Source organism: Allocoprobacillus halotolerans, assembly GCF_024399475.1.
Classification (GTDB): Bacteria; Bacillota_I; Bacilli_A; order Erysipelotrichales; family Coprobacillaceae; genus Allocoprobacillus; species Allocoprobacillus halotolerans.
The window spans coordinates 1,823,567-1,849,286 of the sequence record NZ_CP101620.1 but is presented as its reverse complement, the minus strand read 5'-3'; the positions used below and the strand labels follow the sequence as shown (position 1 = coordinate 1,849,286).

Here is a 25,720-nt window from a genome sequence, read left to right as displayed (position 1 = left end):
TTCAATTTGATTTTATTTAGAAATATTTTCTAATACTTGTACCATTTCCTCAAGATTTTTCTTTCCAAAAAGAACATGTTGTTGATCTATCACCATACATGGTACGCTCATAATATGATATTGATCTTTATATTCAGGGAAGTGAGATAAATCATAAATAGAAGTTTGAATATCTTGATTCAATAAAGCAATGCGTTGTGTTGCTTGTACAACTTCAGGACACATTGTACATGATAATGATACAAACACTTGGATTTGATGAGGAGTTAAAGCATTTATTTTTGCTAGTATATCTTGATCGATTGGTTGACCAGCACTTCCAGCATTATAAATAGCCAAAATAAACGAATTAAATTCATGACCTCCAGGCACCATATGATAATGCACACCTAAATCATGCTTTGAGGCATCACAGATTTTCATTTGTACTTCTTTTTCTAATGGTTGATAATCAAGATGAATATGATAACTTAAAGAAGCCAATTCTTCCATAAAATTTTTCATTTCTAAAGAAAAACGATCTTGATCAAGTTGCCCAATCAAATAAACATCTTGTGTTAATCTTTCAAATATTGGTTTTAACTGTTCACGAATATCATCGCTAATAAACATTTGTGAATCATTTGTTTGTGAAGATTCTTTTGAAACTGTTTGGTTTTGATAAACAACTGTTTCAATATGATGTTTTTCTTTTGTTGCAGTAATGTATTTTTCTAAAGATGTCGCAGCAATGGCACCATCACTGACTGCTGTGACAACCTGACGCAAATCTTTTTCACAAATATCTCCTGCTCCATAGACACCATCCATATTTGTTTTTTGGTGACGATCTGTTAATAAATAGCCTTGGAGATTGGTTGTAAGTTGGTCTTTAAACAGTTCATTTTCTGGAACATATCCAGCAAAAACAAAGATTCCAAAACGACCTTGTTCTTTGGCATCATAACGCCATGAAGATTGATCTTTATTGTTTCTAAAAACGGCATATTCTAAAGTTTCATGACCACCAGCCTCAATGATTTCTGTTTCAAAAATAATTTCAATTTTTTCATGAGCACGAACTTCATCAGCAATTGTTTTCGCACATGTAAAATCTTCTTCTCTGACAATCATTGTCACTTTGGAAGCATATTGTGTTAAGAAAATAGCCTCTTCACAGGCTGCAAATCCACCACCAATCACAAACAATTGACAACCTTCAAAAACTCTCCATCACATGTTGCACAATAGGCAATACCTCTACCCTGATATTCTTTTTCACCCGGGAAACCTAATTTTCGAGGATGCGCACCGGTTGCTAAAACAAGACCAATACTTTCTAATGTGCCTTGACTTGTTTCTATTTTTTTAATAGGTTGATCTAACTTTAATTTTTTAACTTCTGCTTTTTGAAAAGTGGCACCAAATCTTTCTGCTTGTTGACGCATCTTTTGTGTTAAGCCTTCACCAGAGTCTTCTAAAACTCCAGGATAATTCACAATATCTGATGTGATTGTAATCTGTCCACCAAATTTTTCTTTTTCTAAAACCAGAATACTGTATTTTGCTCTTGCAAGATAAATCGCAGCAGAAAGCCCGCAGGGCCTCCACCAACGATAATTGCATCATAGACCTTTGACATTATAACATTCCAACTAAGTCAAGTGATGGTTTTAGTGTTTCTTCACCTGGTTTCCATTTTGCTGGACACACTTCATCACCATGTTCAGCTACAAATTGTGAAGCTTGAACACGTCTTAATAATTCTTCGCTATTACGTCCTACATTTCCTGCAATGACTTCATAAGCCACAACTTTTCCTTCTGGATTGATAATAAATGTTCCTCTTTCAGCCAAACCATCTGTTTCAATATAAACATCTAAATCTTTCGCAATCGCAGCAGTTGGATCAGCTAACATAGGATATTGAATCTTTTGAATTCTTTGAGAAGCATCATGCCATGCTTTATGCACGAAATGTGTATCACATGATACTGAATAGATTTCACAGTTGATTTTCTTAAATTCTTCATATTTGTCTGCTAAATCTTCTAATTCAGTTGGGCAAACAAATGTAAAGTCTGCTGGATAGAAGAAAAAGACATTCCATTTTCCTAATAAATCTTCTTTTGTAATTTCTTTAAATTCTCCATTTTGATAAGCTTGTGCTTTAAATTCTTTAATTTCTTTTCCAATTAATGACATCGTTTATACCTCCTTATTGTATTGTAAACATTTTTATCTTTTTTATACGATTCATTATTAGTTAGCTTTAACTAACTATATGCAGTTTAACACACTTACTTCAAAAGTACAAACCATATGCACTCAAAATTTTAAATAAAGCAAAAAAGACAATACCATAAGATACTTTTATATCTATACATAGTGTGGTTGTCTTTACCAATTCTAAATAAAATATTATCTATAATGTGGCCACCTAAATTTGAATATAAAATTTAGGTGGTTAACTTTTTGTATCTCAAAACTTATATAATAAAGTTCATTCCAAAGTATTAACAAATATCAACAATCAATTGGAATCATTGCTTAAAAATTCACTATTTTACTTTGCAGTTACTATCTTTATTCAACACAAAATATGCCTAAATCAAAAAATGATAAACTAAGCAAACTTAATAATTTGTCCATTCCGTTTGTGCGATAATATTTTTCCTCTGCGCCAAGTATTTGGACATTCATCTTTCCAAAATTATCAAGATCATTGACATCAAATTTATAATGACATAATTCATATAAATTCATAATCATATTTTTTGCTGCAAATAATAAATGTTTTTCTGTAATCTTATTTTGATGATATTGTTTTTTATCTAAATATCCTTTTAACTCGTTTGATTGTTTGTATATTATTTGACTCCCTTTTTCAAAACATGAAATAATATATGTTTCTAATGATGGATAACTTAACAATAATAATCCATTTCCTAAAAATTCATTATTATCATCTCTTGAATGAGAAAAACGAGATAATAAGTCTTTTATTAAACCTTTATTTTTGTTTGATTGACGATCTCTATCAAATATATAAAATATTGCAGCATTTTCAATATCGATGTCATATTCACTGATAAGCAATCCATAAATGTTTTCTATATATAGAGTAACATCTTCAATTGAACTTATATTTGAAGACATCGATTTAATAACACAAACATTAGAATTTCTATCACTTTTACTTCTATAAGTATATTTTACATTTTCAACACTTTTTGCTTCAATAAAACTATAATCTAAAATATTTGTAAATATTTGATTTAAAAGAGTAAATTCCTTTCTTTCACCTTCAACAATATAAACAACCTGCCCAATCTTTTTGTTTTTATTAAGAACAATATTCATGATTATTTATTTCGATAATTTGGAATACCATCAAAGATTCCAGATAAATACATTTTTTCTAAATTTTGTGATTGTCTTGGACTTTCTGAAGAGATTCTTTTAATAACGCTTCCTTCATTACCAATAAAATCTACAGAATAAATTTGATCAGGTCTAAACAGTGATGTTTTTAAAACATTTGTTGAATGTGTTGCGATGATTAATTGAGATTGTTTTGAATTTTTTAAAATATATTTTATAATAAGTTCTTCTAATTCATTATGAAATGAAGCCGCATTGAATTCATCAATGATGAACATACCATCATTATTTATAATATGAAGAATCGCAGGTATTAAAGGAATGAATTCTTTATTTCCTTGCGATTCTAAATGCAATGGCATCCAATAATCACAATCTTCCTTTTTCACAAAAAACTCTTTTTTATCACCAAGATTAATATTTGAAAATTCACTAATTTTTGATTCATTTGTGTATTTTACACTATATCCAATTTTAGATTCTTTAAGAAATTGATTCATCTTATCAACTGTTTCTTCTGTAATATGTTCTTGTAATTTATTTAAAGTTTTAGGACTAAAAGCAATATTTAAATTATTAGAAAAATCACAATAAACCGAATTTTGTAAAAAAGTAAACCATTTCTTTAATATTGGAAATTTTGCAAAATGTGTATTGAAATATATTGTTCTTAAAAATAACACATTTTTTGCAATAGAGTCACTATGATAATGAGTTGTTTCACTTAATTCAGTTTCAGCCTCTTGTCCCAAACGTGTTAACAACTTTTTATTATCTAAATACAACTTTTCATCAACCACATTTCCACTACGGTTAAAACTAAATTCATATAATATGTCGTGTTGATCAATTTCGAATAAATAACTTAATTCTAAATTATCACCAGTATAGAAGCACATTTGTAAAGGAATAGAAATTTCACTTTCTATAAATAACAAATCTAATAAAACTGATATAGCATGAATAGCATTAGACTTTCCAGAAGAGTTTGGACCAACAAACACCAATCCTTTTACAATTCCATTTGCAACATTTGTTTCTTCCAAAAATTATACTTCGTTGCTTTTAAATCAATAACTGTTTCATTTTTAAAAGATTTATAATTTTTTATGACAACTTTTTTAACATACACAATCTCCCATCTGTAAATTTATTACACAAACAATATATTAAAGTGTATTTTTTTACACTTATATTATACATAGATTTTCTTATCCTATTCAAGAAAAAGATAAATTTTTTATAACTTGAATACATCTACAACCTTAGCACTTTTCAAATTTATATAACCCTATAATCAAAAAAGTGCCTTTTATCGAAGTTATTATGATCAAAATGAAATAAGATTCTATAAAATAAAAGTGGGTATCCCAGAAAGAATTATCCACCATCATAACTTGTTTGATTGTTTGGGGTGTTATTTACCTCATGATAACCTAAACCAAATAATTGATGAGTATACGTTATTCTAGATTATCAAAATAAAGCTCTTGATGAGCTTTAAATATTACGATTTTTCTAATGTAAAACCTTTTCCCCCTACTTCTTCAACATGGGAAACAATCACAAAAGCCAAAGGATCAATTTCATGAATTTTTGCTTTAATAGCAGGGAGTTTACGATAAGGTAAAACAGATAAAAGAAGTTTAGATTTTTCTTCTGTATATCCTTTTTCACTTGCTAATAAAGTCACACCTGCATCAAAGTCATGTAAAATTGTTTGTTTCATTTCTTCATAATAATCACTTATAACTGTTAACTGAACTAAACTTGTTCCTTGTGTTAATGTTTTATTTAACACAACTGATGTAATCATAACAATCATAATTCCATAAATGACATGGGTTGTATCATTGAATGTAAACTGTAAAACAAGAATACATAAATCAATACAGTTTAAAACAATATGGACTGGGAAACCAAATTTTTTATTCAAAAGAATGGCTAAAATATCAACTCCACCCGTTGAAGCATTGGCTTTTAGAATTAACCCAATTCCTACACCAACAAGACAGGCAGCTAAAATCGCAGCTAATAATGGATCATCTAAATAATGATGAAACATGGGTTGAGTTTCAAAGAATTGTAAAACAATTGGGAATAAGAATGTTGAAATTAACGTTGTCATGGCAAATCTTTTCCCAATGAAAAATAAACCAATTAAAAATAAACAGATATTTAAACATCCAACACTTAATGAAACAGGAATATCAAAATAATGATTTAAAACATTTCCTATTCCAGAAGTTCCACCAACAATAATATGATTTTCTAAGATTAATGTATTGATTGCTAAAGCAATAAAAATGTTTCCAACAATAATGTAAACCAAATTTAAGACTTTTTGTTTCATATTTCCTCACCTCGCCCAAGACTTTATCATATATACTTTTTATAAAATGTAATCTATGTTACAATTAAAAAGAAAAGTGGTGAAGTTTTATGAAAATCAAAAAAGAATGTTTTCAATACTTTGAAAAAGCTGGACAAAGACAAGTCTATCAGCCCTCAGACATTATCTATATGCAAGAAGATGACGCGATTTGGTATTTTTGATTGTAAAAGGGAAAGTCAGAGTTTATGTGATGAATAGCAATGGCAAAGAAGTCACAATGGATATCTTGCAGCGTGGCCAGATATTTGGTGAATCAGCTTTTATTCAACATTCTGTACGTCCTACAACGGTTAATGCGATTAATGACGTTGAAGTGATTGCCTGTTATCCTGAGGCTCTTTATTCTTATTGTCTGCAATCTCCAGATTTGATGATTTCCATTATGCAATCCATGTCGCAGACTTGTAATTATTTAACATCGATAATCAAAAGATCATATACTTATAATCGTTATGAAAAAGTCGCAGCATTCTTATTAGATCAAATGGACCAAAAGCATCATGAAATTTCTTATACGCATGAAGAAATAGCCTCATTGCTTGGTTTATCACGTGTAACTGTGACCAAAGTTTTAAATGAATTTGAAAAAGAAAAAATGATTTTATTACAATATAAAACCATTGTGATTAAAGACAAAAATAAGCTGTATGCATTTTTACATCAATAAATACAGCTTTATTTTTTCTGTTTTCTTTCTTTAAGAACTGTTAACAACAACCAAATTCCTAGTCCCACAGCAGTCATATAACCAATAAAACCTAAAGCAGGAATTCCAAACACTTTGGGTGTCATTTGCGTTGTACATAATAAACTACTTGCCATTAACAAACCAGCACTGACAATTCCAACAACAAGCTTATTCACCATATGATTAATAGCGTTCATTGGGACACTTGATTCCATCATATCAAGATTGATTTTTAATCTTCCTTTCATAATCATACGCATGACTTCTGATAATTGAATTGGAAGATGAAGCATATTTTGCGAAGCATCATATAATTTTTTGGCTGAGTTCGTTAATTCTTTTTTATAATCAAAATGTTTAGAAAGATGATTCGCCACATGATTAGCGGCAATCTCTATAATACTAATATGTGGGTCAATAAGCATCACGGTACTTTCAATTGTTACTAAACCTCTTGCCAACATACTGACACCTTTTGGCATAGAGATACGATGTTTATGGGCAATCACAAAGATTTCCTGGACAACATCCCCTAAATTAATATCTGTTAAATCAACAGTCACATAGTGTTTCATAAAAGTTTCAATATTATCATAAAACAAAGCATAATCAATACGATTATCATGTTCTCCCAAGGTTAAAATAACATCAACAAGCTTTTGCGTATCATTTTGACCAATCGCTAATACAGCTTCTTTCATTAAATCTTTATCAGTACGATTCAAAATACCCATCATTCCAAAATCAATCCAGACAATCTTGCCATCACGTACCCTTAAATTACCAGGATGAGGATCGGCATGAAAAAAGCCATCATCAACAATCTGTTTAATATAATTTTCTGCCAGCTTTGCAGCAATTTCCTTTAAATCATAGCCAGCCTCTTTCAAACTGATACGATCATCAATTTCATATCCTTCTATATATTCCATAACAAGCACTTTACTGGTACTATATTCATCAATAATAACTGGTGCACTAATATATTGAATATCTTGATGTAAATAAGCAAATTTTCTAGCAAAACGCGCTTCGTTTAAAAAATCCATTTCTTCTTTTGCAGTATGCCAGAATTCATCTAAAACAATATTTAAATCTACAACACTTCCTAAAACATCATTTAATTTTAAAATTTTTACAGCTTTACGAATTAATGAAATATCTCTTTCCATCATTTCATAAATATCAGGACGTTGAACTTTCACAACGATTTGTCGTCCATCCTTTAATGTTGCTTTATGTACTTGAGCAATGGAAGCACTGCCTAATGGTGTATGATCAAAATCCAAGAAAACATCATTTAGTTTTTCTTGATATTCAGTTTCAATCACATGGCGTATCGTTTCCATACTCATAGGAGCAACATTATCTCTTAATTTGACCAATTCTCGACAATAACGTTTAGAAAACATATCTTGTCGAGAGGCCATGATTTGACCAATCTTGACAAAGGTTGGTCCTAAATCTTCTAAAATCATCCTGAACTTAACAGGATCAATCCCTTTTGTTAAATGATGTTTTCTTAGTATTGCAAGAATTTGAGCAAGACGACGTTTGGTACTTAAACTATTCTTTTGTTTCATTCTTTGCTTTTTGTAATTCTTCAATTTTTGCTTTTAAAGCTTCTAAGTCTTCTACGTCCATGTTCTGTAAATCTTTTTCAACAGTTTCTACACTAACTGGTTTTCTTAATTTTTCAGCAACGCTATGTTTTAATTCTTCATTTAAGACTTTTCCTTGTTCAACTGTAATTTCTCCTTTTTTAACAAGGTCTTCTACCACTTCTTTAGATTTTTCAGCTGTGACTGCCACAGCTCCAATACCAGCTAATAAAACCTTCTTTAAATCTTCACTAAAATTATTCATAACAATTCCTCCTTCGTTATATATTCTTATTTTACTACGAATTTTGTCAAATGTGTAGGTTTGATGTTTTTCAATATGAAAAAATAAGAAAAGAGCTGTCAAAGCAGCTCCTTAAATATTCATAATGCTTGTTTTATAACACTTCAGGATACATTCCTTTTTTTACTAATGCTTGAATGTTTTCCTTTACAAAATCTTTATCTTCTTTATATGTCACACCAAACCATTCATCATTTGATTTCAATGCTGTAACAACAGCTTGTTGACTATGTAATAAATCTCCAATGATTGTTGGTAATAAGTATTCCGCTTTAAGATTATCTGATGGTGTTTCTTCTAAGAATGTTTGGAATCCTTGTTCTAAAACATCTATAAATTCAGGATATAATCCCCACATATTCATAGATACTGCTGAATCTAAATCAATTTCTTTTCCATCAACAACAGCTTTTCCATCAATTTTTTCTATATTATGTGTTTCAACAATATCAATTAGCTGATTATCTTGAATTTGACAAACACCTCTTGTGACTCCACCATTATCACTTAATGTATTCTTTAAGATAAAACCAACCATACATACTGGCATTGGTGTTTTTGGATGTTCTTGTGTTAAATAACGATAAGCTTCTTCATAAGCTTCTCTTCCATAATAATCATCAGCATTAATCACAAGGAATGGTTCATTGACTAAACCTTTACATGATAAAATAGCTTGTCCTGTTCCCCAAGGTTTTGTACGTCCTTTAAATTTCTCTTTATATTGTTCAGGAATATTACCAACTTCCTGGAAAGCATATTCAACTTGGATTTTCTTTTTCATTCTTTGTCCAATGATTTCATCAAAGTCTTTTTCTAAATCTTTTCTAATAACAAAAACAACTTTATTAAATCCAGCTGCTAAAGCATCATAGATAGAATAATCCATAATGATTTCACCATTTGGTCCTACTGGTTCTAGCTGTTTAATACCACCACCAAAGCGACTTCCTATTCCTGCTGCCATGACAACAAGTGTTACATTATTCATTATTTTCAACTCCTTAATTTTATCTAAATTCAATTATACCAATTTATTCCCCATATAACAACATATTCTTTTTTTGACTTTCGGTTTTTTGCATTCTTTTTTGAAGGGTATGTCTTGTTGTTTATTGTCATAACCCTTGTTTTCTTATCTATATCATCTTTTTTGTTTTTGTTCTCTTTTTATTGTAGCTGAAAAAGTGTCATTTTCATGACCTTTTTTATTATTTACTATATGTTCATTTTATAGTTTCAGTTGTAGCTGCCTGTATTCCTGCTTCTCTCTTATATTTTGAAACTCCTTGATTCCCTTTTGTGCATATTTTAATATTTCCTGTATCCCTTTACTGATCTGATAGCACCAGTAATATCTCTTTCCTTTAAGCGATTTGCTTCTCTCTATCATCTTTATGACCAGTAATTTCTTGTCTACTTTCTCTGCCAACAGTGTTATATGCCCTATATGCATCATCAATATCGTATTCAATACATTTATTGATTTCATTGTCCTTACTCTTATATTTTCAAAACCGTACTGATTCTTTTTGAATCTGAATTTCTCCTCGATTCGCCACCTTGACATATATGCCCTCACTATCTTATGCACATCTCTTTTATTCCTGATCTCTCTATTCGTTAAAAGCATCATCGGTTTTTCTTCACTTAATCCATACACAATGACTAGATTTAATATCCTTCCCTTTTGTGATGGCAGTTCCACTCTCGTATGTGATACATAGACTTCACTATCTTCCTTAGAAAAATACATGTTCATCTTAATCTTGCCTTTTCTTCTTTTGGCGATTTCTCCTACTTTCTTTGGCTTCCCTTTAAACAATAATGTTCTATTTTCTTTGAGTCTGATGATGAAATCATCTGCATTATGATTTTCATCTATGAAGTAATCATAAAATACATTGGCATCATATCCCCTGTCACATACAAATGTACATCTTTCAGGAATGAGAGATTTGACATATTTTATGCTCTTTATTGTTTCATCGTTCATTGACCTGAATCCTTCACTTTCAGTTGAATAGATATGGCTATACAAAGATATTGGATGATGTTGATCCTGTGTGAGGGCAGTTGCCTCACATACATGGTATCCAGGATAAATGTCATCCTTAAGTGAGGAAGCATCCCTGACCATACAAAGATCTTCAAATTTTCTTCCATATTTTTTGATGATTTCACTGTTATCAAGTAAAATGATCCTGTCTTCGCTAAGATGCTTGATAACCATATCATTATAATTGGATTTCATTTGGTTCATTGCTTCATCATCAAATTGAGCCAAATGATTGGATAATCTGTCAATTGTATAATTGAGCTTGATATTTTCATCAAGAGCTCTGGCAATATCGCTAAGTAGAACACTTTGACTTCTTGCAAGACCAAACATCATGTCCATGACAAACTTGGCAGCAGGTTTATCAAGACTGTCTGATAATTTATTAGAAAAATTGACAATTTCTCTTTTCGTTTCATATAGATCTGTGGTAAAATAACTCATGGAAAATCCCTCCTAAATTTTGTTTATTGATCTAAAATTATTATAACATTTAAGAGGCTGATTTTCCTTATAAATAAAGCAAAACAGGCAATTTGTGAATAACTTTTTACCTGTTTTTTATTTTTTTACCGAAACTCAAAATTCTTTTTCATTTAGATAAGTAAAAGATATACAATAAAAAAGGACTATTAAAAGCAGGATATCTATCCTCATTTTAATAGTCATTATTTTTATCGAAAATCAACTTCACATATTAATATCTCATGGTCACTTGGAGATAGAATATGATGGGAATTTTGTAAAGTAAATGTTGAAGTCACATAATCCAAATTATTCCTTTTCGTTTCATATCCTTGAATATTTAAACTTAGTAATGTTGAAGTCAGATTAAAATCCCCAGCTACTATTCTGTTTGCTGCTCCATCATGTTGAACATATGTATACAAATCTATAATTTCTTGTTTTGATTTTTGTTGATTTGTTATATTATAAACATTATATAAATGAAAGCGAACTTGATTATAAAGGCAGTCTAATAGTAAAGGTCGTCTTGCTCCCGGATCATTTCTATAAGTAGAATCATATTCAATTCTACCATGATTTGTCATCACCGATATATCAGGTACTTTCACTGCAGTTATCAAACGATATCTTTCTGTATTTCCTGCTACAACATCATAAACTTCATAAGATTTGTGAAGTAAAGTCTTGATATAAACATTATCATCTTCACATCCTGCATCCTGTAACAAAATAATGATTGGATTATAATGTTCTATACATTCAGATAATATCCTTAGTTTATGCTCACCATATCGACCAGCGCCACGTACATTCCAAGTCATAATATTTCTATTCATTTTTTCATTTCTCCTTTTTCAATTTTCCCTGTTTTAATAATTGGAATAATTGCTGATTTTGTTTTGCAGTTCCACTATATCCAATAATCCCATTATTCAGCGCAATTTGTTGTCGTGATGTTTTAGAACTATCAATATGTAATGTATTTAAAGCATCAACAAATGATAAAGATGTACCCTTATATTGAGGATAATAACTTACAGAAATTTGTTTATTTCCAGATTGTGATGATGGTTTCATTGTTTGTAATTGTTTTTTTACCATATCTACAAATCTTGACCATCCTAAATCCATAGTACGATGAGGGCAATATTTATTAGCAAAATCCTGATGCTTTTTTAAATGTGTTATATCAAATTCATAGTCTTTTAATAACTTTGCTGCTAACCAAGCGGCATTTTTCTCTGCTTGTAGAAATCTGTCTCCACCACTTTTTGAATAACAGATTTCAATAGCAATCCCACATTTATTTCCTCCATTTTCTTTATATCCATCACCAGCATGCCAACCATTACGATTCAAGGGTAATGCCTGAATAATTTCTTTATCATCAACAGCAAAATGATATGATATTTGATTATTATTTGATTGCATATAATTGACTTCATTTTGAGCTGAAGCATCATTAGCTGTATTATGAATAACAATCCATTTGACTGTCATTAAATTGGGACATTTGATTTTATATTTTGTTTTTGATATTAAATGCTCTTTTATTTGCATCAATCTCACCTCTCTTTCACATAAATTTTGACAATACAATTCGTTAAACAAATTTCCCAAGCGTATGCAAATGAAGTGATCTTTAATCCTTTTACAACAATCTCTTCTAATAATGGTTTTTCATTTAATCCAATAAGGTTTTCTTTTAAATCCAACATGATAAGTAATCTTTTCCATAATAAACTCATGTTGTCCAACAGCAAATTGTCCCACACTTCTATCAAATGCTATAATACGACCCTTAGGTGATTCATTTAAGCATCGATTTAAATGATCAACCTGTTTTTGTCTTTCTTGATCTGATAGCGGATGATTAGGATTGATACTTCCTATAGTTACAATATGAACATAAGCAATATCTTGAATTTCTAAATCTGTGTTTTTCATGTATTTAATACTTTTTGGATATCTATATTGAGAAGCTCTTGTTCTAATTGTTTTGCTTGCTGTTGAAGTTGTTCTTTTTGTACAACATTGTTTTGAATATCTTGATAAAGAGTTTGAATTGTTAAAAGATTTTCATTTGTTTTCTCTTTTTGAAGTAATTGTTTAATATCTTTTTGTCTATTGTTTGTTATAAAACTTTCATAATTGTTATCTTTTAATTCTTCAATATTTTTTAAAGCTGAATCAAATTGAATAATTTGATTATGTATAAAATCTTCTAATTTTTTAATAGCAAGATGTGTATCATTAATTTCTTTCATTAATTGATTTTTCTTTTCAAAACTTTCTTGTCTTTTTGCATCCAAAACATTTCCTGTCGCATCAGTTGGACGTGTATCTATCTTTTTAGGAATTTGATGTAAATTCAAAACATCCATACATCTTGCCATACCCTCACTCATTTCAGAAGATTCTACCTCAATTTCAAAATGAATTTTAGATAGATAATCTGTAGATCGACTTTCTGGAGCACAGACTCTGGCCTGATAATAGATATTATGATTTTCATCCTCAACGCCACGCACTTCTGCATTAAAATCCACTTTTGCTTTTTTTATTTGTAAATTAGAAATTGGCATGATTGATAATAGTGGAATCTGCAAAGCCATGTCTTCTATGACTTGTGTATGATTATCTCCCTGTTTGACTTGCTGATATCCAAGATTAATGTTTTCAAGCACAGTCACTTTTTCATTATAAATTGTCGTTGGTGTTCCAGATGTTTGAATATAATCTACAATGGATTTGCCAAGTGTCACGTTTGATCCGCAATAGCTAATAAAGGGGCTTCAACAAGATCTTTTAAATTTGTAAATTTGTTTTCAGTTGTTGTGTTATTTTCAAATTCATTAATATCTTCTTTTTTCTATTTTTCGCCATCATTATCCACCATACATCATGCGATTATATTCTTCTTGTTTGTTGTCTGTATCTTCTTGACATAATGTCACTTGTTTTTTAGCTTCTATAGCAAGATGGAAATAATTTTTAAATTCCTGATTGACAACTTCTGTATTCCCTTCACTATTAATACAAGTTAATAAAATATGTTGTGTGAAAATATCATCTTCTTGTTCAAGATTCAAACTTTCAATCATATCAACACGATCTTGTGTATTTTGAATAAAATCTCCCCATTCTATTGAAACTTGGTTTTGCATTTGTTGATAATTTTCTAACTTCCCTTTTGATTCTTCACTGTCATCAAGTTTACTCATCAGTACAGAAAGATTCGCAAGATATTGATTTTCACAGCTTGTAGCTTTCTTTTTTAATCTTTCTAAAGCAATAGCCATTGAATCCTTCGCAGCATTTGTTTTTTTATTACACACCATAATTTCTGCTTGTAATTGTTTTAATTTTTGTGCACGTTCTTTACGCTGACCTTCTAATGCTTTTCCATCTTCTCCTACAATCGTACTTCCAAGAAGTTCTGGTGCAATGCATGCAGACATCATATCTAAAACGCGGATAATCCTTCTGGAGTACCATGATTGGTTGCTCGCACATCAACATGATATTTTGCAGAATTGTCACTGCTTCTTGTATTAGATTCATGAGCAGAAACACTACCTGAAACAGTTGCTTTAAATATTCCAAAATTAGCTGTTCCTGTAAAACTTCCACCATAATCTTTAGATGATTCACTCTTTTGACTCTCTTTGACTTCCATATCAAACAAGATGTTTACTTCATCAATTTGTAAGTTAGGAATAGGAACAATCGCAAGTAATGGAACATTCACATTCATATCATCATTACTGATTGTTCCATCTGGATTCTCATTCTTTTTTGTATAACCAAATTGAACATTTCTGACTTTCTTTTGTTCATCAAATCCAACCTCATTAATGAACTCAGCTGTACTTTGAGCAAGTTGTACACTTGCGTCAGCTGCAGCACTTAATGGGCCACCAATTAATTCTTTCATATCTAAACCTGTAAATTGACTTCCTATTGCCATGTTTTCTTCCTCCTTTTCTCTTCAACAAAATAACGTTATTTCATCATACTTTCATTATAAATGATTTTAAAAACATTATCTTAAAAATATCTTTTCTTTCAAATATTTTTACTATTTTACAACTTTATTTTTTATATTCATGACATTTTCAAATCTATTTTTATAACTTCTATTGACAATCAGTATTTCTCCATTTTCTAAAATAATTTTTCTACGGCTATTTTCATCTATACGATAAGCACATACATAATCTGTATTAACAAGAGTTTGGGCATTAATCTGACAAAATTGTGGTAAGAATTTTTTACGCATTAATTCTTTTAATGAATAAAAATGTAGATAATAAACTTGATTTTTTGTATAAGCATATAATTTATGATCTATTGTTTCAATATATACAATAGAAACAATTGGGATAAAATACATATTATTATATTCATCGTAACCATGTATACTTTCTAATGAAGCAGACATTGTTTCAATAACTTTTTCAGCAATATGTCTAATTTGTGGATGAATAACTAATTTCATTTGATGATGATTCATACCACAATCTTCTTCTATTCTTATTTTCATAAACACTCCTTATATCCTTAGATATATATTTTATTTACATGATTTTTGTCATGAATAGTTGTGTTTATTATTATTTTGCATATTTTTTCACTATTTTACAAATTCCATCCACATTATGAAATTTTCTTTTCTCATATAAGTTTACAACATTTTGATATGAATAATATAGCGTCATTTATTTTCATCTATAAAACAAAAAAACCAAAATATTAAGAAGTCTCATTGTTTAATATAAATTCATATTGAATATGAGTTCAACAAATATCATTTATATTGATATAACTGTATTTGTTGAGAATTGAATAATATTAATCGTTTTTAATCTTTATCAAAATAGTGAAATAATCGAGTAGGAGAAAATAAATAATTTTATATTTATTTTCGACCTCTCACACCACCGTACGTGCCGTTCGGCATACGGCGGTTTAAATCTATACTGAAATATGTTTTAACTGATATTGGGCTACCATTGATGGTAGTCCTTTTCTATATAATAAATCATTAGTTATTCTTGTTTGAAGAAATGTACTTGCACATCTTGCATATGATTTTCGACTGTTTGCCCAAGTTTTAGCTTGCCATGGTAATGCCCCTAACTTTCTTAGTTGCTTTTCTCTATTTCCTATGGTTTTCCATTTCTTCCATAAGTACATACGTATCCTAAATCTTATTTGTGCATCTAGTTTTCTACAGACTTTTATAAAATTTCCAATACGGTAATAGTTAATCCACCCATTTACAAGTTGTCTTATCTTAAGTATTCTATATTCCCACGATACTGACCAACTTCTATTTGTTAGTCTCCTTAGTTTTGTTTGCAGTGTTGCGATAGATTTCTCATGTGGTTTTGCTTTCCACATAGATGAAAAAGAGTCATAATAGAATCCAAATCCTAGATATTTAATATCATTAGGTTTGGAAACTTTACTTTTAGTCATATTTACTTTAAGTCCTAGTTTCTTTTCTATGAATTTACTAATGTTTTCCATTACTCTATCGGCGGCTTTACTGCTACCCACTAATATAATACAATCATCTGCATATCGTGTGAATCTTAGTCCTCGTGCTTCCATTTCCTTATCTAGTTCATTGAGAACTATGTTACTGAGTAGCGGACTTAGATTTCCACCTTGTGGTGTTCCTACGACTGACTCTTTATATTCATTATCAATCATAATCCCGCTTACTAGATATTTCCTAATTAGGGATACTATTTCTCCACTCTTTACATCTTTCATGACAAGTGAAATAAGTTTATCATGATTAACTGTATCAAAGAACTTTTCTAGGTCTATATCTACTATCCACTGATAGCCTTCATTCATATATTCCAATGCTTTGATGATTGCCATTTCGCAACATCTATTTGGTCTAAATCCAAAACTATTGTCACTGAATATTGGTTCATAGATAGGTATTAACACTTGGGCTATGGCTTGTTGGACAAATCTATCAAGTACTGTTGGCACTCCTAGATTTCGTATTCCGCCATCGGGTTTGGGTATTTCTACTCTTCTCACAGGTTGTGGCTTATATGTCTTGTTTCGTATACTGTCCTTAATTTCTTCTAGATGTTTATCTAAATAGTCTTTAAGTTCAGCTACTTCCATTCCATCTACTCCACTTGCACCTTTGTTTCGTTTGACTTGTGTAAATGCTAGTTCTAGATTAGTATCACTAAGCATTTCCTCAAGCAATGTGTTATCAGTTTTCATATTTTCGTTACCTCCATTTCTTTCGCTATCCATTATACTCACCTTCCCTACATTCTTCTTTCGGGTCTTCTAGTGTACTCGTCTATCTCCACGGTTTCGTATAATGAAATCAATTCAAAATTCAATAACTGATAGATTTATTCAGTCCTTCGCTCCATGACCATTACAGTCACTTCCTTACTACTACGACTTCTGCTGACTTCTCACTATTCGTTGTTACTGCTGTATCGCTAGTGAGACCTCCCGGGATAAGGTCATATCTCTTTCCTCCCATATATCCGCCACATTTACATATAATAGTCCTATTCCGCAACCTCTTATGACTTCGTGTTGTTTTGCACACTCGTCCCTATTATATGCCTGATGTGATTCGTGTTCCTCGGACCAGGACTTTGCCTCCATCTTCTTTCAGATTCCATCTCACGATAGACACCCTTGATATTGGCTAGTGGTTGGCAGTTGCGACATCGCCCCCCACAGTGGACTTTCACCACCTAGATATATGCCATGCCCGGCATACAAAAAATATGGCAAGAAAATAAGCTTTTCTTGCCATATGAAATGATTTATTTGATTATCTTTTACTTAATCTGTGATTGATTATAAATACCTTTAATCTCATCTTCAATTAATGAATAGAAATCTCTCGCCAGTTTTTTATTGATATGCTCCTGCTTATCATATAAAGTATAATAAATATCATATGTAAATGAAGATTGTCCTAAATAGTATTGAACTTTCATTACATAATCGTCATCTTGATAATGGCTATCTAAAATCTCAAATTCTGGTTTTAAAACATCAATATCTTCTTTATGATAAATAATAGACAATAATTCATATTTATTAAAAACAGCAACATCACTTTGATCAACTAATGACATATCACTTTGATCATTTAACCAGTAAATATATCCTAAAAATAACCACGCTAAAGTCGCCGATAAGGAATAAACATAGAAAACACCAAAATCAAAGAACCCACCAATAAATTCACTCACAACGATCATAATAAATAATAAAATAATGAAATATGATTTTTTATTACGATATTTTAACAAGATATCTCTTGAAATAAAGAGTGTTTTTATAAAAAAGAGGATAAATAATAAGCATCCAAATATACCAGCTGTAATTAATGATTCCATAAAGACATTATGGCTATGGAGAATCTGTTGTCCCCAATCATCACTTTGACTTACATCAACAAGCATATTTCTAAAATTACCAGCCCCTATTCCTTGAATTGGACTTTGTTGCCAAACCTTTAGGGAATCTTTTGCAAGCGTGATTCTACCACTGCTGACTTCATCTGCTAAATCAATAATTTTAGGAATGTTTTGAAGTTCTCCAGTCATTGTTAAGGATATGATATCTTTAATTTTTTCTAATTGAAAACGACTGTCTGATTCTTCTTTAGCACCTTGAATTTGAGGGATAATGAAAGCAACTTCTTGTACAACTTTTGTTCCTAAAAGCATACATAAACACATACCTATATTTAAACCAATTCTTTTCATTGTTGAAAGTTCTTTGGCTCTAAAAAAGCGATAATAAGCAACTGCTGTTAAAATAACAGCAAGAATAATAATTGCGGCTCGGCATTGTGTCAAAATAATATAGGATAACTGAATACCTATATTCACAATGTAAAGAAAACTATATTCATAATGGTTTTTAATTGCAATCATTGACATTAAAATAACAATAATGGCTAAAAAAGATGCTGGGTTACAGTTAAAGTAAACACCAAATAAACGATTTCCTACAAGACCAATATACCATCCATTTTGACTGCCTGAAATATTTAAAAAATACATAAACAATGAAATGAGCGAAGCACTTCCTACTAAAAAACATGTCAAAGGAATAATACTATGTAATTCTTGTTTGAGTTTTTTAAAGTCATTGATTTTGGTTGAGCAAATATCAATGTAAAAATAAGCAATTGCATACTTGCTATTACTAAAGAATTCTTTGTGGAATAATCTTTATTGAGAAAAGTTGCAATCAAAAGTAAAGCACCATATAATCCAATTAACAATAAATGATTTTTTGAATAGAAGAATTCTTTTTTTATGATACTATAGAAAATCATAGCACAACCATATATAAAAACTATAACAGATAATGGATTAAAATTAATCCCAAAATATCCTAATGCTAAAGTATTTGTAAATACATATAAGATAAACAATAATTTAAAATATTTTCTATCAACTAATATTTTATCAATCATAACCTACCCCTTTATGCATAAAAGTGGAAGTTCCCTTCCACTTTTTTATTCTACTGTTTCACCATTTAAGACACTCTTAATTGCTGCTACATTTTCAGCAACGCTATTGTCATCAGGAATCATATAATATAATTTTGAACTTGGCATATAAGCTCCACCAGTTTGTAAGACACCATGACCAGAGAACTGTTTTTGTACCATATTCCATGATGACATATCATTAATTTGCATTTGAATTAAACTTGTAATTTCACTAGATGACATATTTGTTTCAAAGCATCCTTCAATAGCATTTAAAACACTTGAATAATTTGTAATAACAGATGGCGACATCATTTTATTCAACATTCCCATAATAACAATTTGTTGATGGAAAACACGTTCATTATCTCCAGCACCAAATGCATGTCTTTCTCTTGAATATTCTAATGCCTCATCACCATCAATAGAAATATTTCCTTTTGCAAAATAAGTTCCATTAAATCCTGTGAACGCCACATCATTATTAATTGTGATACCACCTAAAGCATCAACCATCTTAATTAATGATGTAAAGTTCACTCTGGCATAATAGTTAATATCGATACCTAAGAAATTTTCCATTGTTGCAACAGTATTATCAATACCAGCTAAACCAGAATGTGTTAATTTATCTTTCTTCCCTTTATTAGCAAGAGTGACATAATAATCTCTAGGAATACTTGTTAATAAGATTTGTTTTGTCTTAGGATTAACTGTCACAATCATATTAACATCTGAACGAGATACTGTTGATACTGGACCTGATGTATCAATACCACTAATATATACGATAAATGGTTCTTCATCTACATCAACCTTTTTAGAAATATCTTTAATTTCTTCTTCAATTTCATATGACCAGATGGCACGTGTTTCATTTTGGAAATCTTCATGCTCTGCTTCAATAATTGCATAGTATGATTCATTCACTAAAATTGCATTTGTTTTTTTGTCATATAAATCATTAGCGATTGTTGTATAACTATCAATATCTTTTGTTTTAATAGATGATTCTTCTTTTTGCATAGCCGCAATCACTTTTTTTGCATTTTCTTCATCTACTGAAGAAACTGTTTCAATTGTTTCATTCTTTAAATCAGATAACTGTTTATAAGAACTTTCTTCCAAAACAACAACAGTATAACGTTGTGTTTGTATATTAGCACCAGTAATCGCATCCAAAACCGATGTTCCTTGAGCAATTGATAAAGTTCCAAATAACAAGGCTACACTTAGTAAAACACTTACTAATTTACCAATTATATTACGTATTTTTCCTTGTCCTTTTTTCTTTGATGGTTTCATCAAGAAAAATGTTCCAACACATAATAAGGCAACCACAGCAATCACAATCAAAGCATATTGCATTGGTAGAGCACCTAATTTAAAGATAATACCAATTAATGCTAATGAAGCGATGGCTTGTATACCTAAAATGACTTTCCAATCAATAATTTTCTTTATAATACTATTTGTTTTTGACATGAAATCCCTCTTTTCTTAATCGTTACCATAGTACCATAACCATGTGTATTTTTCAAGAACATCAAGAATTATAAAAATTTCTTTTAAATGGCATTTATTTAAATATGTCTTGATATTTTTGTCTTTGTTCCCATGTTGTGACAAAATAAGGATCCCAATACCAATCAAGCAACTATTCGCATAAATTTTTTTATGAATCCCCATTTATAATTAGTAAGATACTCCTGGATATCTTCCAAATTATTCATAACGATTTCATCATCTCTTATATATTCTGATACTTTTTTAGCGGTTATTTCCTTTAGCAATCTTATTTCAGTGAAATTACCTGTTAATTCATCTACATATCCTAACCAATAAGTGTCTCCACCATACGAAAATCCATCATGAAAAATATGGAAGTAGATAGCATTTTCGTCAACTTTCTTTCTGAGTTAATCTTTTAGTTCAAAAAGCTTTAATTTGACTGATTCGCTTGGCTCAATTTCATCTTTTTCATATTTTCTTAACGTTCTTTCGCTAATACCTAGTAGTGTGGCAAATGTCTTTTGTGAACATTTGTATTTCTTTCTCAATGATTTAAATTCGTTTTCTCTACACAATTAACTCAACCCTTAATTATATTGTGACATGATCATATCTCCATTCACAATACAATTATCAAACTAAATAATCAAGAAGCAATTTTTACGGTTGAATTGTAAAATTTTTGTTTTTTTTGCTGTAAAAAATGATATTTCAACATAAATATAAAAATAGATATAAAGCAACAACCTAAAATGACAAATGCCAGAATATTTATTACAATATTTATCAGCATATTTACTATAGTATTTGTTATACTACTACAAGCATCAATTACATATGTATCTAAATTAATAATTATGAGACTTATAAAATAAACACCAAAAATTTTTGTTTTAGTAAAATAAGCTATTTCACATTCTAATAATATAGATCTAACCATTTCACTAGTTTGTATAACAAACCAACTCAAAATATATAACATTAGAAATATTAAAAGAATTTGGATATACAGATTTATATTAGTCTTTATAAATTCGAAGTCCAACCAATTTATAATGCCTACAATGAATAATATAGCACTTAAAATCAATATATATTTAGCAATATTTATCATTATAATATAAAATTTTAATTTACGCTTTTTTCCAGTTGCTAACAGTATAAATACCAACAATGAAAAATAGATAAAATAAACCATGTTATGTCTCTAATCAAAAAAAGAAATCAAAAGCAATCAAACTAAATAAAAGATATCCCATTATCAATCTATCTATTTTGTTTATTCGTAATTTTTCTTTTATTAGTGATTGTGATTTTACTATTTTCAATAATTGCTCTAATACTGTTTTTAAATATCTCATTATAATCAAATTTTCACTCCTTTTAATTTAGCATTTTATAAAACTCTCATAAAGAAGAACCATAACTTTACTTATTCGTTCATCTCCCATCAAAAAATATTTTAAAGTTATCTTCTTTTTACATGAATATAATGATTTTCTCTTAAACATGTATATTATCTTATCTATATACATTATTATATATTAAATACGACAAAATACAAAATAATTTCCCATTTACAGACATAAAAGATAATAGAGAGTTATCCGTGAAAAGGAATGCTGTAAAGGGAAATCGTTGCCGTGTCACGTTTGTCTTGAGGTATGGTCATAGATGTGATGGCTGGATGTCAATTGATGATGTCTGGCAGGCGAAGCCTACCCTTTTCAAGGAGGTCAGGAACATGGAATGGTATGTCATGCAGGTCAGGAGCGGACAGGAAAGAAAGATTGCCGACAGATGCAGGTTTCTCATCCCATCGGAAATCCTTCATGAGTGCTTCATTCCCGAGTTTGTCGCAAGGAAGAAGTTTCGAGGCGTCTGGAAGGATGTCAGATGCGTGCTCTTTACGGGATATGTCTTCATGATCACCGAACGCATAGAGGAACTCTATGTGGAGCTCAAGAAGATACCAGACCTGACGAAGATCATCGGGAAGAAGAAGGATGTCATCTATCCGCTCAAGGATGGAGAGGTGGAATTCCTGAAGAGGTTTGCAGGAGACGACCATCTTGTGGACATGTCGACAGGCTTCATAGAGGGAGAGAAGATTCACATCAGCGAGGGACCATTACAGGGGCATGAAGGAATGATAACGAAGATAGACAGGCACAAGCGCATGGCGTACATCAGCCTGCATATCTTTGGCAGTGATACAACAGCAAAGGTAGGACTAGAAATCATAAGCAAGAATTAGACGATTCTTGTTTTTTTAATTATGAATCAAAAGAAGGATATTGGAGGGGAAACAAGTGTATAAGCGCTTCATGAAAAGAATTATAGATTTTACGCTTTCATTCATTGGACTTATCATATTAAGTCCAGTTTTTATTATTCTGTGCATCTGGATCAAACTTGACAGCAAGGGACCAGTATTCTTCAAACAGAAAAGAGTTGGAAAGAACAAGAGCTACTTCAATATACTGAAGTTCAGAACGATGTATATTGATACGCCAAAGGACATGCCAACACATATGCTTTCCAATCCAGACCAGTATATCACAAAGGCAGGAAAGTTTCTAAGAAAGACATCGCTTGATGAACTGCCACAGATCATCAACATCCTTAAAGGTGAGATGTCCATCATAGGACCAAGACCAGCATTATGGAATCAGGATGACCTGATAGCTGAAAGGGACAGATATGGAGCCAATGACATCAAGCCAGGACTGACAGGCTGGGCACAGATCAACGGAAGAGATGAGCTAGAGATAGATGTCAAGGCTGGACTTGATGGAGAATATGTCAAGAGGATGTCATTACTGTTTGACATCAGATGCTTCTTTGGAACGATCACTTCAGTTCTTAAACATGAAGGAGTGGTTGAAGGAGGAACAGGAGAACTCCACAAGGAGGAAGAGGCATGAAAAGGATACTGATAACGGGAAAGGACAGCTATATAGGAACGAACTTCATGAAATATCTTGAACAGTATCCAAATGACTATTATGTAAAGGAACTGGATGTAAGGGATGACAGCTGGAAGGGGTTTGACTTTTCTGCATATGATGCTGTCTATCATGTAGCAGGCATTGCACATATCAAGGAAGTCAGCGAAAATGAAAATCTTTATTATAAAGTCAATAGAGATTTAGCTGTCAATATAGCAAAAAAGACAAAGGACTCAAAAGTAAAACAATTCATTTTCATGAGTTCAATGAGTGTTTATGGATTGATTCATTCAAACATATTTATTGATGAGAAAACTGAATGTCATCCAAATACATATTATGGAAAAAGCAAATATGAAGCAGAACAGATGATAAAGGAACTGAAAGATGATTCTTTTCATGTCTGCATAGTACGACCACCAATGGTTTATGGACAAGGAGCACCAGGAAATCTAGGTAGGCTCTTTCAGGCAGTAAGAAAGTTTCATATCTTTCCAACACTCAGAAACGAAAGAAGTTCTATTACAGTAGAAAAACTATGTGAGTATATCAAAAAATACATTGATGAAGAAGCAACAGGTTTATTTTTACCTCAGAATGATGAATATCTGTGCACAGTTGACATAGTCAAGAACCAAATGAAAAAGGAAAATGTAAAAGTCATTTATCTGTCAATATTCAATCCAATGATTCGCTTCTTAATTGGAAAAGTTGGATTAATAACAAAATGTTTTGGAGATTTAAAATATGGAAAATAAAAAGGTCTTATTTGTTGCACATGTAGACAGTCATATATACGCTTTTCATATTCCATTCTTAAAAATGTTTCATGATAATGGATATGAAGTTCATGTAGCTTCCCACGGAGACAGTATTTTTGAATTTTGTGATGTCAAACATAATTTGCCTTTTGAAAGAAATCCCTTTGCTCCACATAATTTAAAAGCTTTACGAGAATTAAAAGAAATCATTGATGAGTATAATTTTGATATTATTCATTGTCATACACCTGTTGGAGGTGTTATTGCTCGTATTGCAAATAGAATGAGTAAAAATTACAAAAATACAAAAATGATTTATACAGCTCATGGTTTCCATTTTTTTAAAGGCGCTCCATTGAAAAACTGGACAATTTATTATCCAATTGAAAAATTGTGTGCTCATTATACAGATATTCTTATAACTATCAATAAAGAAGATTATAAGATTGCCCAGAAATTTAAATTGAAACAAGATGGAAAAGTAGAATTTGTGCCAGGTGTGGGAATTGATATGGATAAAATAAATTCTATTCAAGGACAAAAAAGAAAACTATGTGATAGCTTACAGATACCTACCAATTCAATTTTACTTTTATCTGTAGGTGAGCTCAATGAAAATAAAAATCATAAAATTGTTATAGAATGTCTTCCTCATTTACCAGATAATTTTCACTATCTTATTTGTGGTATTGGCAATATGAAAGAAAATTATGAACAATTAGCAAAGCAACTTCAAGTTTCTAATAGGTTACATTTATTAGGATATAGACATGATATCCTTGAAATCATGAAATCATGTGATATCTTTTTGTTTCCATCTAAAAGAGAAGGACTATCTGTCGCTTTAATGGAAGCTAAAGCTTGTGGAATGGTTTGTATTGCCAGTCGTATTAGGGGAAATACAGATCTCATCAAACATCAGAAAGATGGATATATTTTAGATTTATCAACATTTCAAGAAGATGTAATAAATATTGTTTTAAAACAGTGCAACAATTTTCCAAATATTATTAATAACAGCTTAAAATCAATGGAAGTTTATAGTTTACAGACTATTTTAAAAGAAATGAATAAAATCTATGGATTGGAGTTTTAAT

At 30.5% G+C, this 25,720-nt stretch carries 27 protein-coding genes; 5 read left to right on the top strand and 22 right to left on the bottom strand.

From position 1 onward, the window contains the following. Positions 1-12 precede the first annotated feature (12 nt). The 6 genes from NMU03_RS10920 to NMU03_RS10895 all read right to left on the bottom strand — a co-directional run bounded on the left by NMU03_RS10920 (position 13) and on the right by NMU03_RS10895 (position 5,716). Positions 13-1,182 carry an FAD-dependent oxidoreductase gene (locus NMU03_RS10920; RefSeq protein WP_290142330.1) on the bottom strand — a complete coding sequence of 390 codons (1,170 nt, stop codon included), beginning with the start codon at positions 1,180-1,182 and terminating at the stop codon, positions 13-15. After that, positions 1,179-1,532, bottom strand: a complete 354-nt coding sequence (locus NMU03_RS10915; RefSeq protein WP_290142329.1) for an FAD-dependent oxidoreductase — start codon at positions 1,530-1,532, stop codon at positions 1,179-1,181. Before NMU03_RS10915 ends, NMU03_RS10920 begins: the two co-directional genes overlap by 4 nt. 88 nt (positions 1,533-1,620) lie before the next feature. After that, positions 1,621-2,184 carry an alkyl hydroperoxide reductase subunit C gene (gene ahpC, locus NMU03_RS10910; RefSeq protein WP_290138322.1) on the bottom strand — a complete coding sequence of 188 codons (564 nt, stop codon included), beginning with the start codon at positions 2,182-2,184 and terminating at the stop codon, positions 1,621-1,623. Positions 2,185-2,565: 381 nt separating this feature from the next. Further along, positions 2,566-3,342, bottom strand: a complete 777-nt coding sequence (locus NMU03_RS10905) for a hypothetical protein (protein ID WP_290138320.1) — start codon at positions 3,340-3,342, stop codon at positions 2,566-2,568. 2 nt (positions 3,343-3,344) lie between these two features. Further along, positions 3,345-4,409 carry an AAA family ATPase gene (locus NMU03_RS10900; RefSeq protein ID WP_290138319.1) on the bottom strand — a complete coding sequence of 355 codons (1,065 nt, stop codon included), beginning with the start codon at positions 4,407-4,409 and terminating at the stop codon, positions 3,345-3,347. A 461-nt stretch (positions 4,410-4,870) separates the two neighbouring features. Beyond that, positions 4,871-5,716, bottom strand: coding sequence for a YitT family protein (locus tag NMU03_RS10895; protein WP_290138318.1), 846 nt, complete (start codon positions 5,714-5,716; stop codon positions 4,871-4,873). A gap of 190 nt (positions 5,717-5,906) precedes the next feature. On the opposite strand from NMU03_RS10895, the gene NMU03_RS10890 reads away from it, so the two are divergent. Continuing rightward, positions 5,907-6,425, top strand: coding sequence for a Crp/Fnr family transcriptional regulator (locus NMU03_RS10890; RefSeq protein WP_290138317.1), 519 nt, complete (start codon positions 5,907-5,909; stop codon positions 6,423-6,425). 8 nt (positions 6,426-6,433) lie between these two features. Here the strand turns inward: NMU03_RS10890 and NMU03_RS10885 are convergent, their stop codons facing one another. From NMU03_RS10885 to NMU03_RS17680, 16 genes are all read right to left on the bottom strand, one after another. Continuing rightward, entirely contained in the window at positions 6,434-8,029 is a 1,596-nt protein-coding gene (locus tag NMU03_RS10885; RefSeq protein ID WP_290138316.1) for an ABC1 kinase family protein, read from the bottom strand. Continuing rightward, a complete protein-coding gene (locus NMU03_RS10880) occupies positions 8,013-8,312 on the bottom strand; it encodes a phasin family protein (RefSeq protein WP_290138314.1) in 300 nt (99 codons plus the stop codon). Before NMU03_RS10880 ends, NMU03_RS10885 begins: the two co-directional genes overlap by 17 nt. A 133-nt stretch (positions 8,313-8,445) precedes the next feature. Continuing rightward, positions 8,446-9,342 carry a nucleotidyltransferase family protein gene (locus NMU03_RS10875; RefSeq protein ID WP_290138312.1) on the bottom strand — a complete coding sequence of 299 codons (897 nt, stop codon included), beginning with the start codon at positions 9,340-9,342 and terminating at the stop codon, positions 8,446-8,448. A gap of 240 nt (positions 9,343-9,582) precedes the next feature. Continuing rightward, positions 9,583-10,854, bottom strand: coding sequence for a transposase (locus NMU03_RS10870; protein WP_272595458.1), 1,272 nt, complete (start codon positions 10,852-10,854; stop codon positions 9,583-9,585). 230 nt (positions 10,855-11,084) lie between these two features. Next, a complete protein-coding gene (locus NMU03_RS10865; protein WP_290138308.1) occupies positions 11,085-11,714 on the bottom strand; it encodes an endonuclease/exonuclease/phosphatase family protein in 630 nt (209 codons plus the stop codon). A gap of 4 nt (positions 11,715-11,718) precedes the next feature. Then, positions 11,719-12,438, bottom strand: a complete 720-nt coding sequence (locus tag NMU03_RS10860; RefSeq protein ID WP_290138306.1) for a peptidoglycan recognition protein family protein — start codon at positions 12,436-12,438, stop codon at positions 11,719-11,721. Positions 12,439-12,558: 120 nt separating this feature from the next. Next, positions 12,559-12,825, bottom strand: coding sequence for a hypothetical protein (locus NMU03_RS10855; protein ID WP_290138304.1), 267 nt, complete (start codon positions 12,823-12,825; stop codon positions 12,559-12,561). Continuing rightward, positions 12,822-13,643, bottom strand: a complete 822-nt coding sequence (locus NMU03_RS10850) for a DUF2589 domain-containing protein (protein ID WP_290138302.1) — start codon at positions 13,641-13,643, stop codon at positions 12,822-12,824. Before NMU03_RS10850 ends, NMU03_RS10855 begins: the two co-directional genes overlap by 4 nt. Positions 13,644-13,766: 123 nt before the next feature. Beyond that, a complete protein-coding gene (locus NMU03_RS10845; RefSeq protein WP_290138299.1) occupies positions 13,767-14,342 on the bottom strand; it encodes a hypothetical protein in 576 nt (191 codons plus the stop codon). Positions 14,343-14,344: 2 nt separating this feature from the next. Continuing rightward, positions 14,345-14,848, bottom strand: a complete 504-nt coding sequence (locus NMU03_RS10840) for a DUF2589 domain-containing protein (RefSeq protein WP_290138298.1) — start codon at positions 14,846-14,848, stop codon at positions 14,345-14,347. Positions 14,849-14,959: 111 nt separating this feature from the next. Beyond that, positions 14,960-15,424 (bottom strand): LytTR family DNA-binding domain-containing protein, encoded by a 465-nt coding sequence (locus NMU03_RS10835; RefSeq protein ID WP_290138295.1) that lies wholly within the window; start codon positions 15,422-15,424, stop codon positions 14,960-14,962. Positions 15,425-15,855: 431 nt separating this feature from the next. Next, the gene (gene ltrA, locus NMU03_RS10830; protein ID WP_290138291.1) at positions 15,856-17,172 is read right to left on the bottom strand and encodes a group II intron reverse transcriptase/maturase; all 1,317 of its coding nucleotides are present in this window, start codon (positions 17,170-17,172) and stop codon (positions 15,856-15,858) included. Positions 17,173-17,720: 548 nt separating this feature from the next. Beyond that, the gene (locus NMU03_RS10825; RefSeq protein ID WP_290138289.1) at positions 17,721-19,004 is read right to left on the bottom strand and encodes an O-antigen ligase family protein; all 1,284 of its coding nucleotides are present in this window, start codon (positions 19,002-19,004) and stop codon (positions 17,721-17,723) included. Then, a complete protein-coding gene (locus NMU03_RS10820) occupies positions 19,001-19,378 on the bottom strand; it encodes a hypothetical protein (RefSeq protein ID WP_290138287.1) in 378 nt (125 codons plus the stop codon). Before NMU03_RS10820 ends, NMU03_RS10825 begins: the two co-directional genes overlap by 4 nt. Before the next feature lie 45 nt (positions 19,379-19,423). Next, positions 19,424-20,884 (bottom strand): LCP family protein, encoded by a 1,461-nt coding sequence (locus tag NMU03_RS10815; RefSeq protein WP_290138285.1) that lies wholly within the window; start codon positions 20,882-20,884, stop codon positions 19,424-19,426. Between the two features lie 434 nt (positions 20,885-21,318). Continuing rightward, the gene (locus tag NMU03_RS17680; RefSeq protein WP_353956698.1) at positions 21,319-21,459 is read right to left on the bottom strand and encodes a helix-turn-helix domain-containing protein; all 141 of its coding nucleotides are present in this window, start codon (positions 21,457-21,459) and stop codon (positions 21,319-21,321) included. A gap of 1,139 nt (positions 21,460-22,598) precedes the next feature. On the opposite strand from NMU03_RS17680, the gene loaP reads away from it, so the two are divergent. From loaP to NMU03_RS10795, 4 genes are read left to right on the top strand one after another with little or no spacing between them, the layout of a single operon-like run. After that, positions 22,599-23,168 (top strand): antiterminator LoaP, encoded by a 570-nt coding sequence (loaP, locus tag NMU03_RS10810; protein WP_290138283.1) that lies wholly within the window; start codon positions 22,599-22,601, stop codon positions 23,166-23,168. Between the two features lie 55 nt (positions 23,169-23,223). Then, positions 23,224-23,838 (top strand): sugar transferase, encoded by a 615-nt coding sequence (locus tag NMU03_RS10805; RefSeq protein ID WP_290138281.1) that lies wholly within the window; start codon positions 23,224-23,226, stop codon positions 23,836-23,838. Next, positions 23,835-24,620, top strand: a complete 786-nt coding sequence (locus NMU03_RS10800; RefSeq protein ID WP_290138279.1) for an NAD-dependent epimerase/dehydratase family protein — start codon at positions 23,835-23,837, stop codon at positions 24,618-24,620. The genes NMU03_RS10805 and NMU03_RS10800 overlap by 4 nt, the downstream gene beginning before the upstream one ends. Next, a complete protein-coding gene (locus NMU03_RS10795; RefSeq protein ID WP_290138276.1) occupies positions 24,610-25,719 on the top strand; it encodes a glycosyltransferase family 4 protein in 1,110 nt (369 codons plus the stop codon). Before NMU03_RS10800 ends, NMU03_RS10795 begins: the two co-directional genes overlap by 11 nt. Position 25,720 lies beyond the last annotated feature (1 nt).

What these genes read in the sequence shown, in the direction of transcription:
- NMU03_RS10795 (WP_290138276.1), top strand. Translation starts at nt 24,610, where the DNA reads ATGGAAAATAAAAAGGTCTTATTTGTTGCACATGTAGACAGTCATATA.
- NMU03_RS10845 (WP_290138299.1), bottom strand. Translation starts at nt 14,342, where the DNA reads ATGATGTCTGCATGCATTGCACCAGAACTTCTTGGAAGTACGATTGTA.
- NMU03_RS10860 (WP_290138306.1), bottom strand. Translation starts at nt 12,438, where the DNA reads ATGCAAATAAAAGAGCATTTAATATCAAAAACAAAATATAAAATCAAA.
- NMU03_RS10840 (WP_290138298.1), bottom strand. Translation starts at nt 14,848, where the DNA reads ATGGCAATAGGAAGTCAATTTACAGGTTTAGATATGAAAGAATTAATT.
- NMU03_RS10895 (WP_290138318.1), bottom strand. Translation starts at nt 5,716, where the DNA reads ATGAAACAAAAAGTCTTAAATTTGGTTTACATTATTGTTGGAAACATT.
- loaP (WP_290138283.1), top strand. Translation starts at nt 22,599, where the DNA reads ATGTCAATTGATGATGTCTGGCAGGCGAAGCCTACCCTTTTCAAGGAG.
- NMU03_RS10875 (WP_290138312.1), bottom strand. Translation starts at nt 9,342, where the DNA reads ATGAATAATGTAACACTTGTTGTCATGGCAGCAGGAATAGGAAGTCGC.
- NMU03_RS10815 (WP_290138285.1), bottom strand. Translation starts at nt 20,884, where the DNA reads ATGTCAAAAACAAATAGTATTATAAAGAAAATTATTGATTGGAAAGTC.
- NMU03_RS10870 (WP_272595458.1), bottom strand. Translation starts at nt 10,854, where the DNA reads ATGAGTTATTTTACCACAGATCTATATGAAACGAAAAGAGAAATTGTC.
- NMU03_RS10885 (WP_290138316.1), bottom strand. Translation starts at nt 8,029, where the DNA reads ATGAAACAAAAGAATAGTTTAAGTACCAAACGTCGTCTTGCTCAAATT.
- ltrA (WP_290138291.1), bottom strand. Translation starts at nt 17,172, where the DNA reads ATGGATAGCGAAAGAAATGGAGGTAACGAAAATATGAAAACTGATAAC.
- NMU03_RS10835 (WP_290138295.1), bottom strand. Translation starts at nt 15,424, where the DNA reads ATGAAAATAAGAATAGAAGAAGATTGTGGTATGAATCATCATCAAATG.
- NMU03_RS10865 (WP_290138308.1), bottom strand. Translation starts at nt 11,714, where the DNA reads ATGAATAGAAATATTATGACTTGGAATGTACGTGGCGCTGGTCGATAT.
- NMU03_RS10855 (WP_290138304.1), bottom strand. Translation starts at nt 12,825, where the DNA reads ATGAAAAACACAGATTTAGAAATTCAAGATATTGCTTATGTTCATATT.
- NMU03_RS10880 (WP_290138314.1), bottom strand. Translation starts at nt 8,312, where the DNA reads ATGAATAATTTTAGTGAAGATTTAAAGAAGGTTTTATTAGCTGGTATT.
- NMU03_RS10820 (WP_290138287.1), bottom strand. Translation starts at nt 19,378, where the DNA reads ATGATTGATAAAATATTAGTTGATAGAAAATATTTTAAATTATTGTTT.
- NMU03_RS10800 (WP_290138279.1), top strand. Translation starts at nt 23,835, where the DNA reads ATGAAAAGGATACTGATAACGGGAAAGGACAGCTATATAGGAACGAAC.
- NMU03_RS10905 (WP_290138320.1), bottom strand. Translation starts at nt 3,342, where the DNA reads ATGAATATTGTTCTTAATAAAAACAAAAAGATTGGGCAGGTTGTTTAT.
- ahpC (WP_290138322.1), bottom strand. Translation starts at nt 2,184, where the DNA reads ATGTCATTAATTGGAAAAGAAATTAAAGAATTTAAAGCACAAGCTTAT.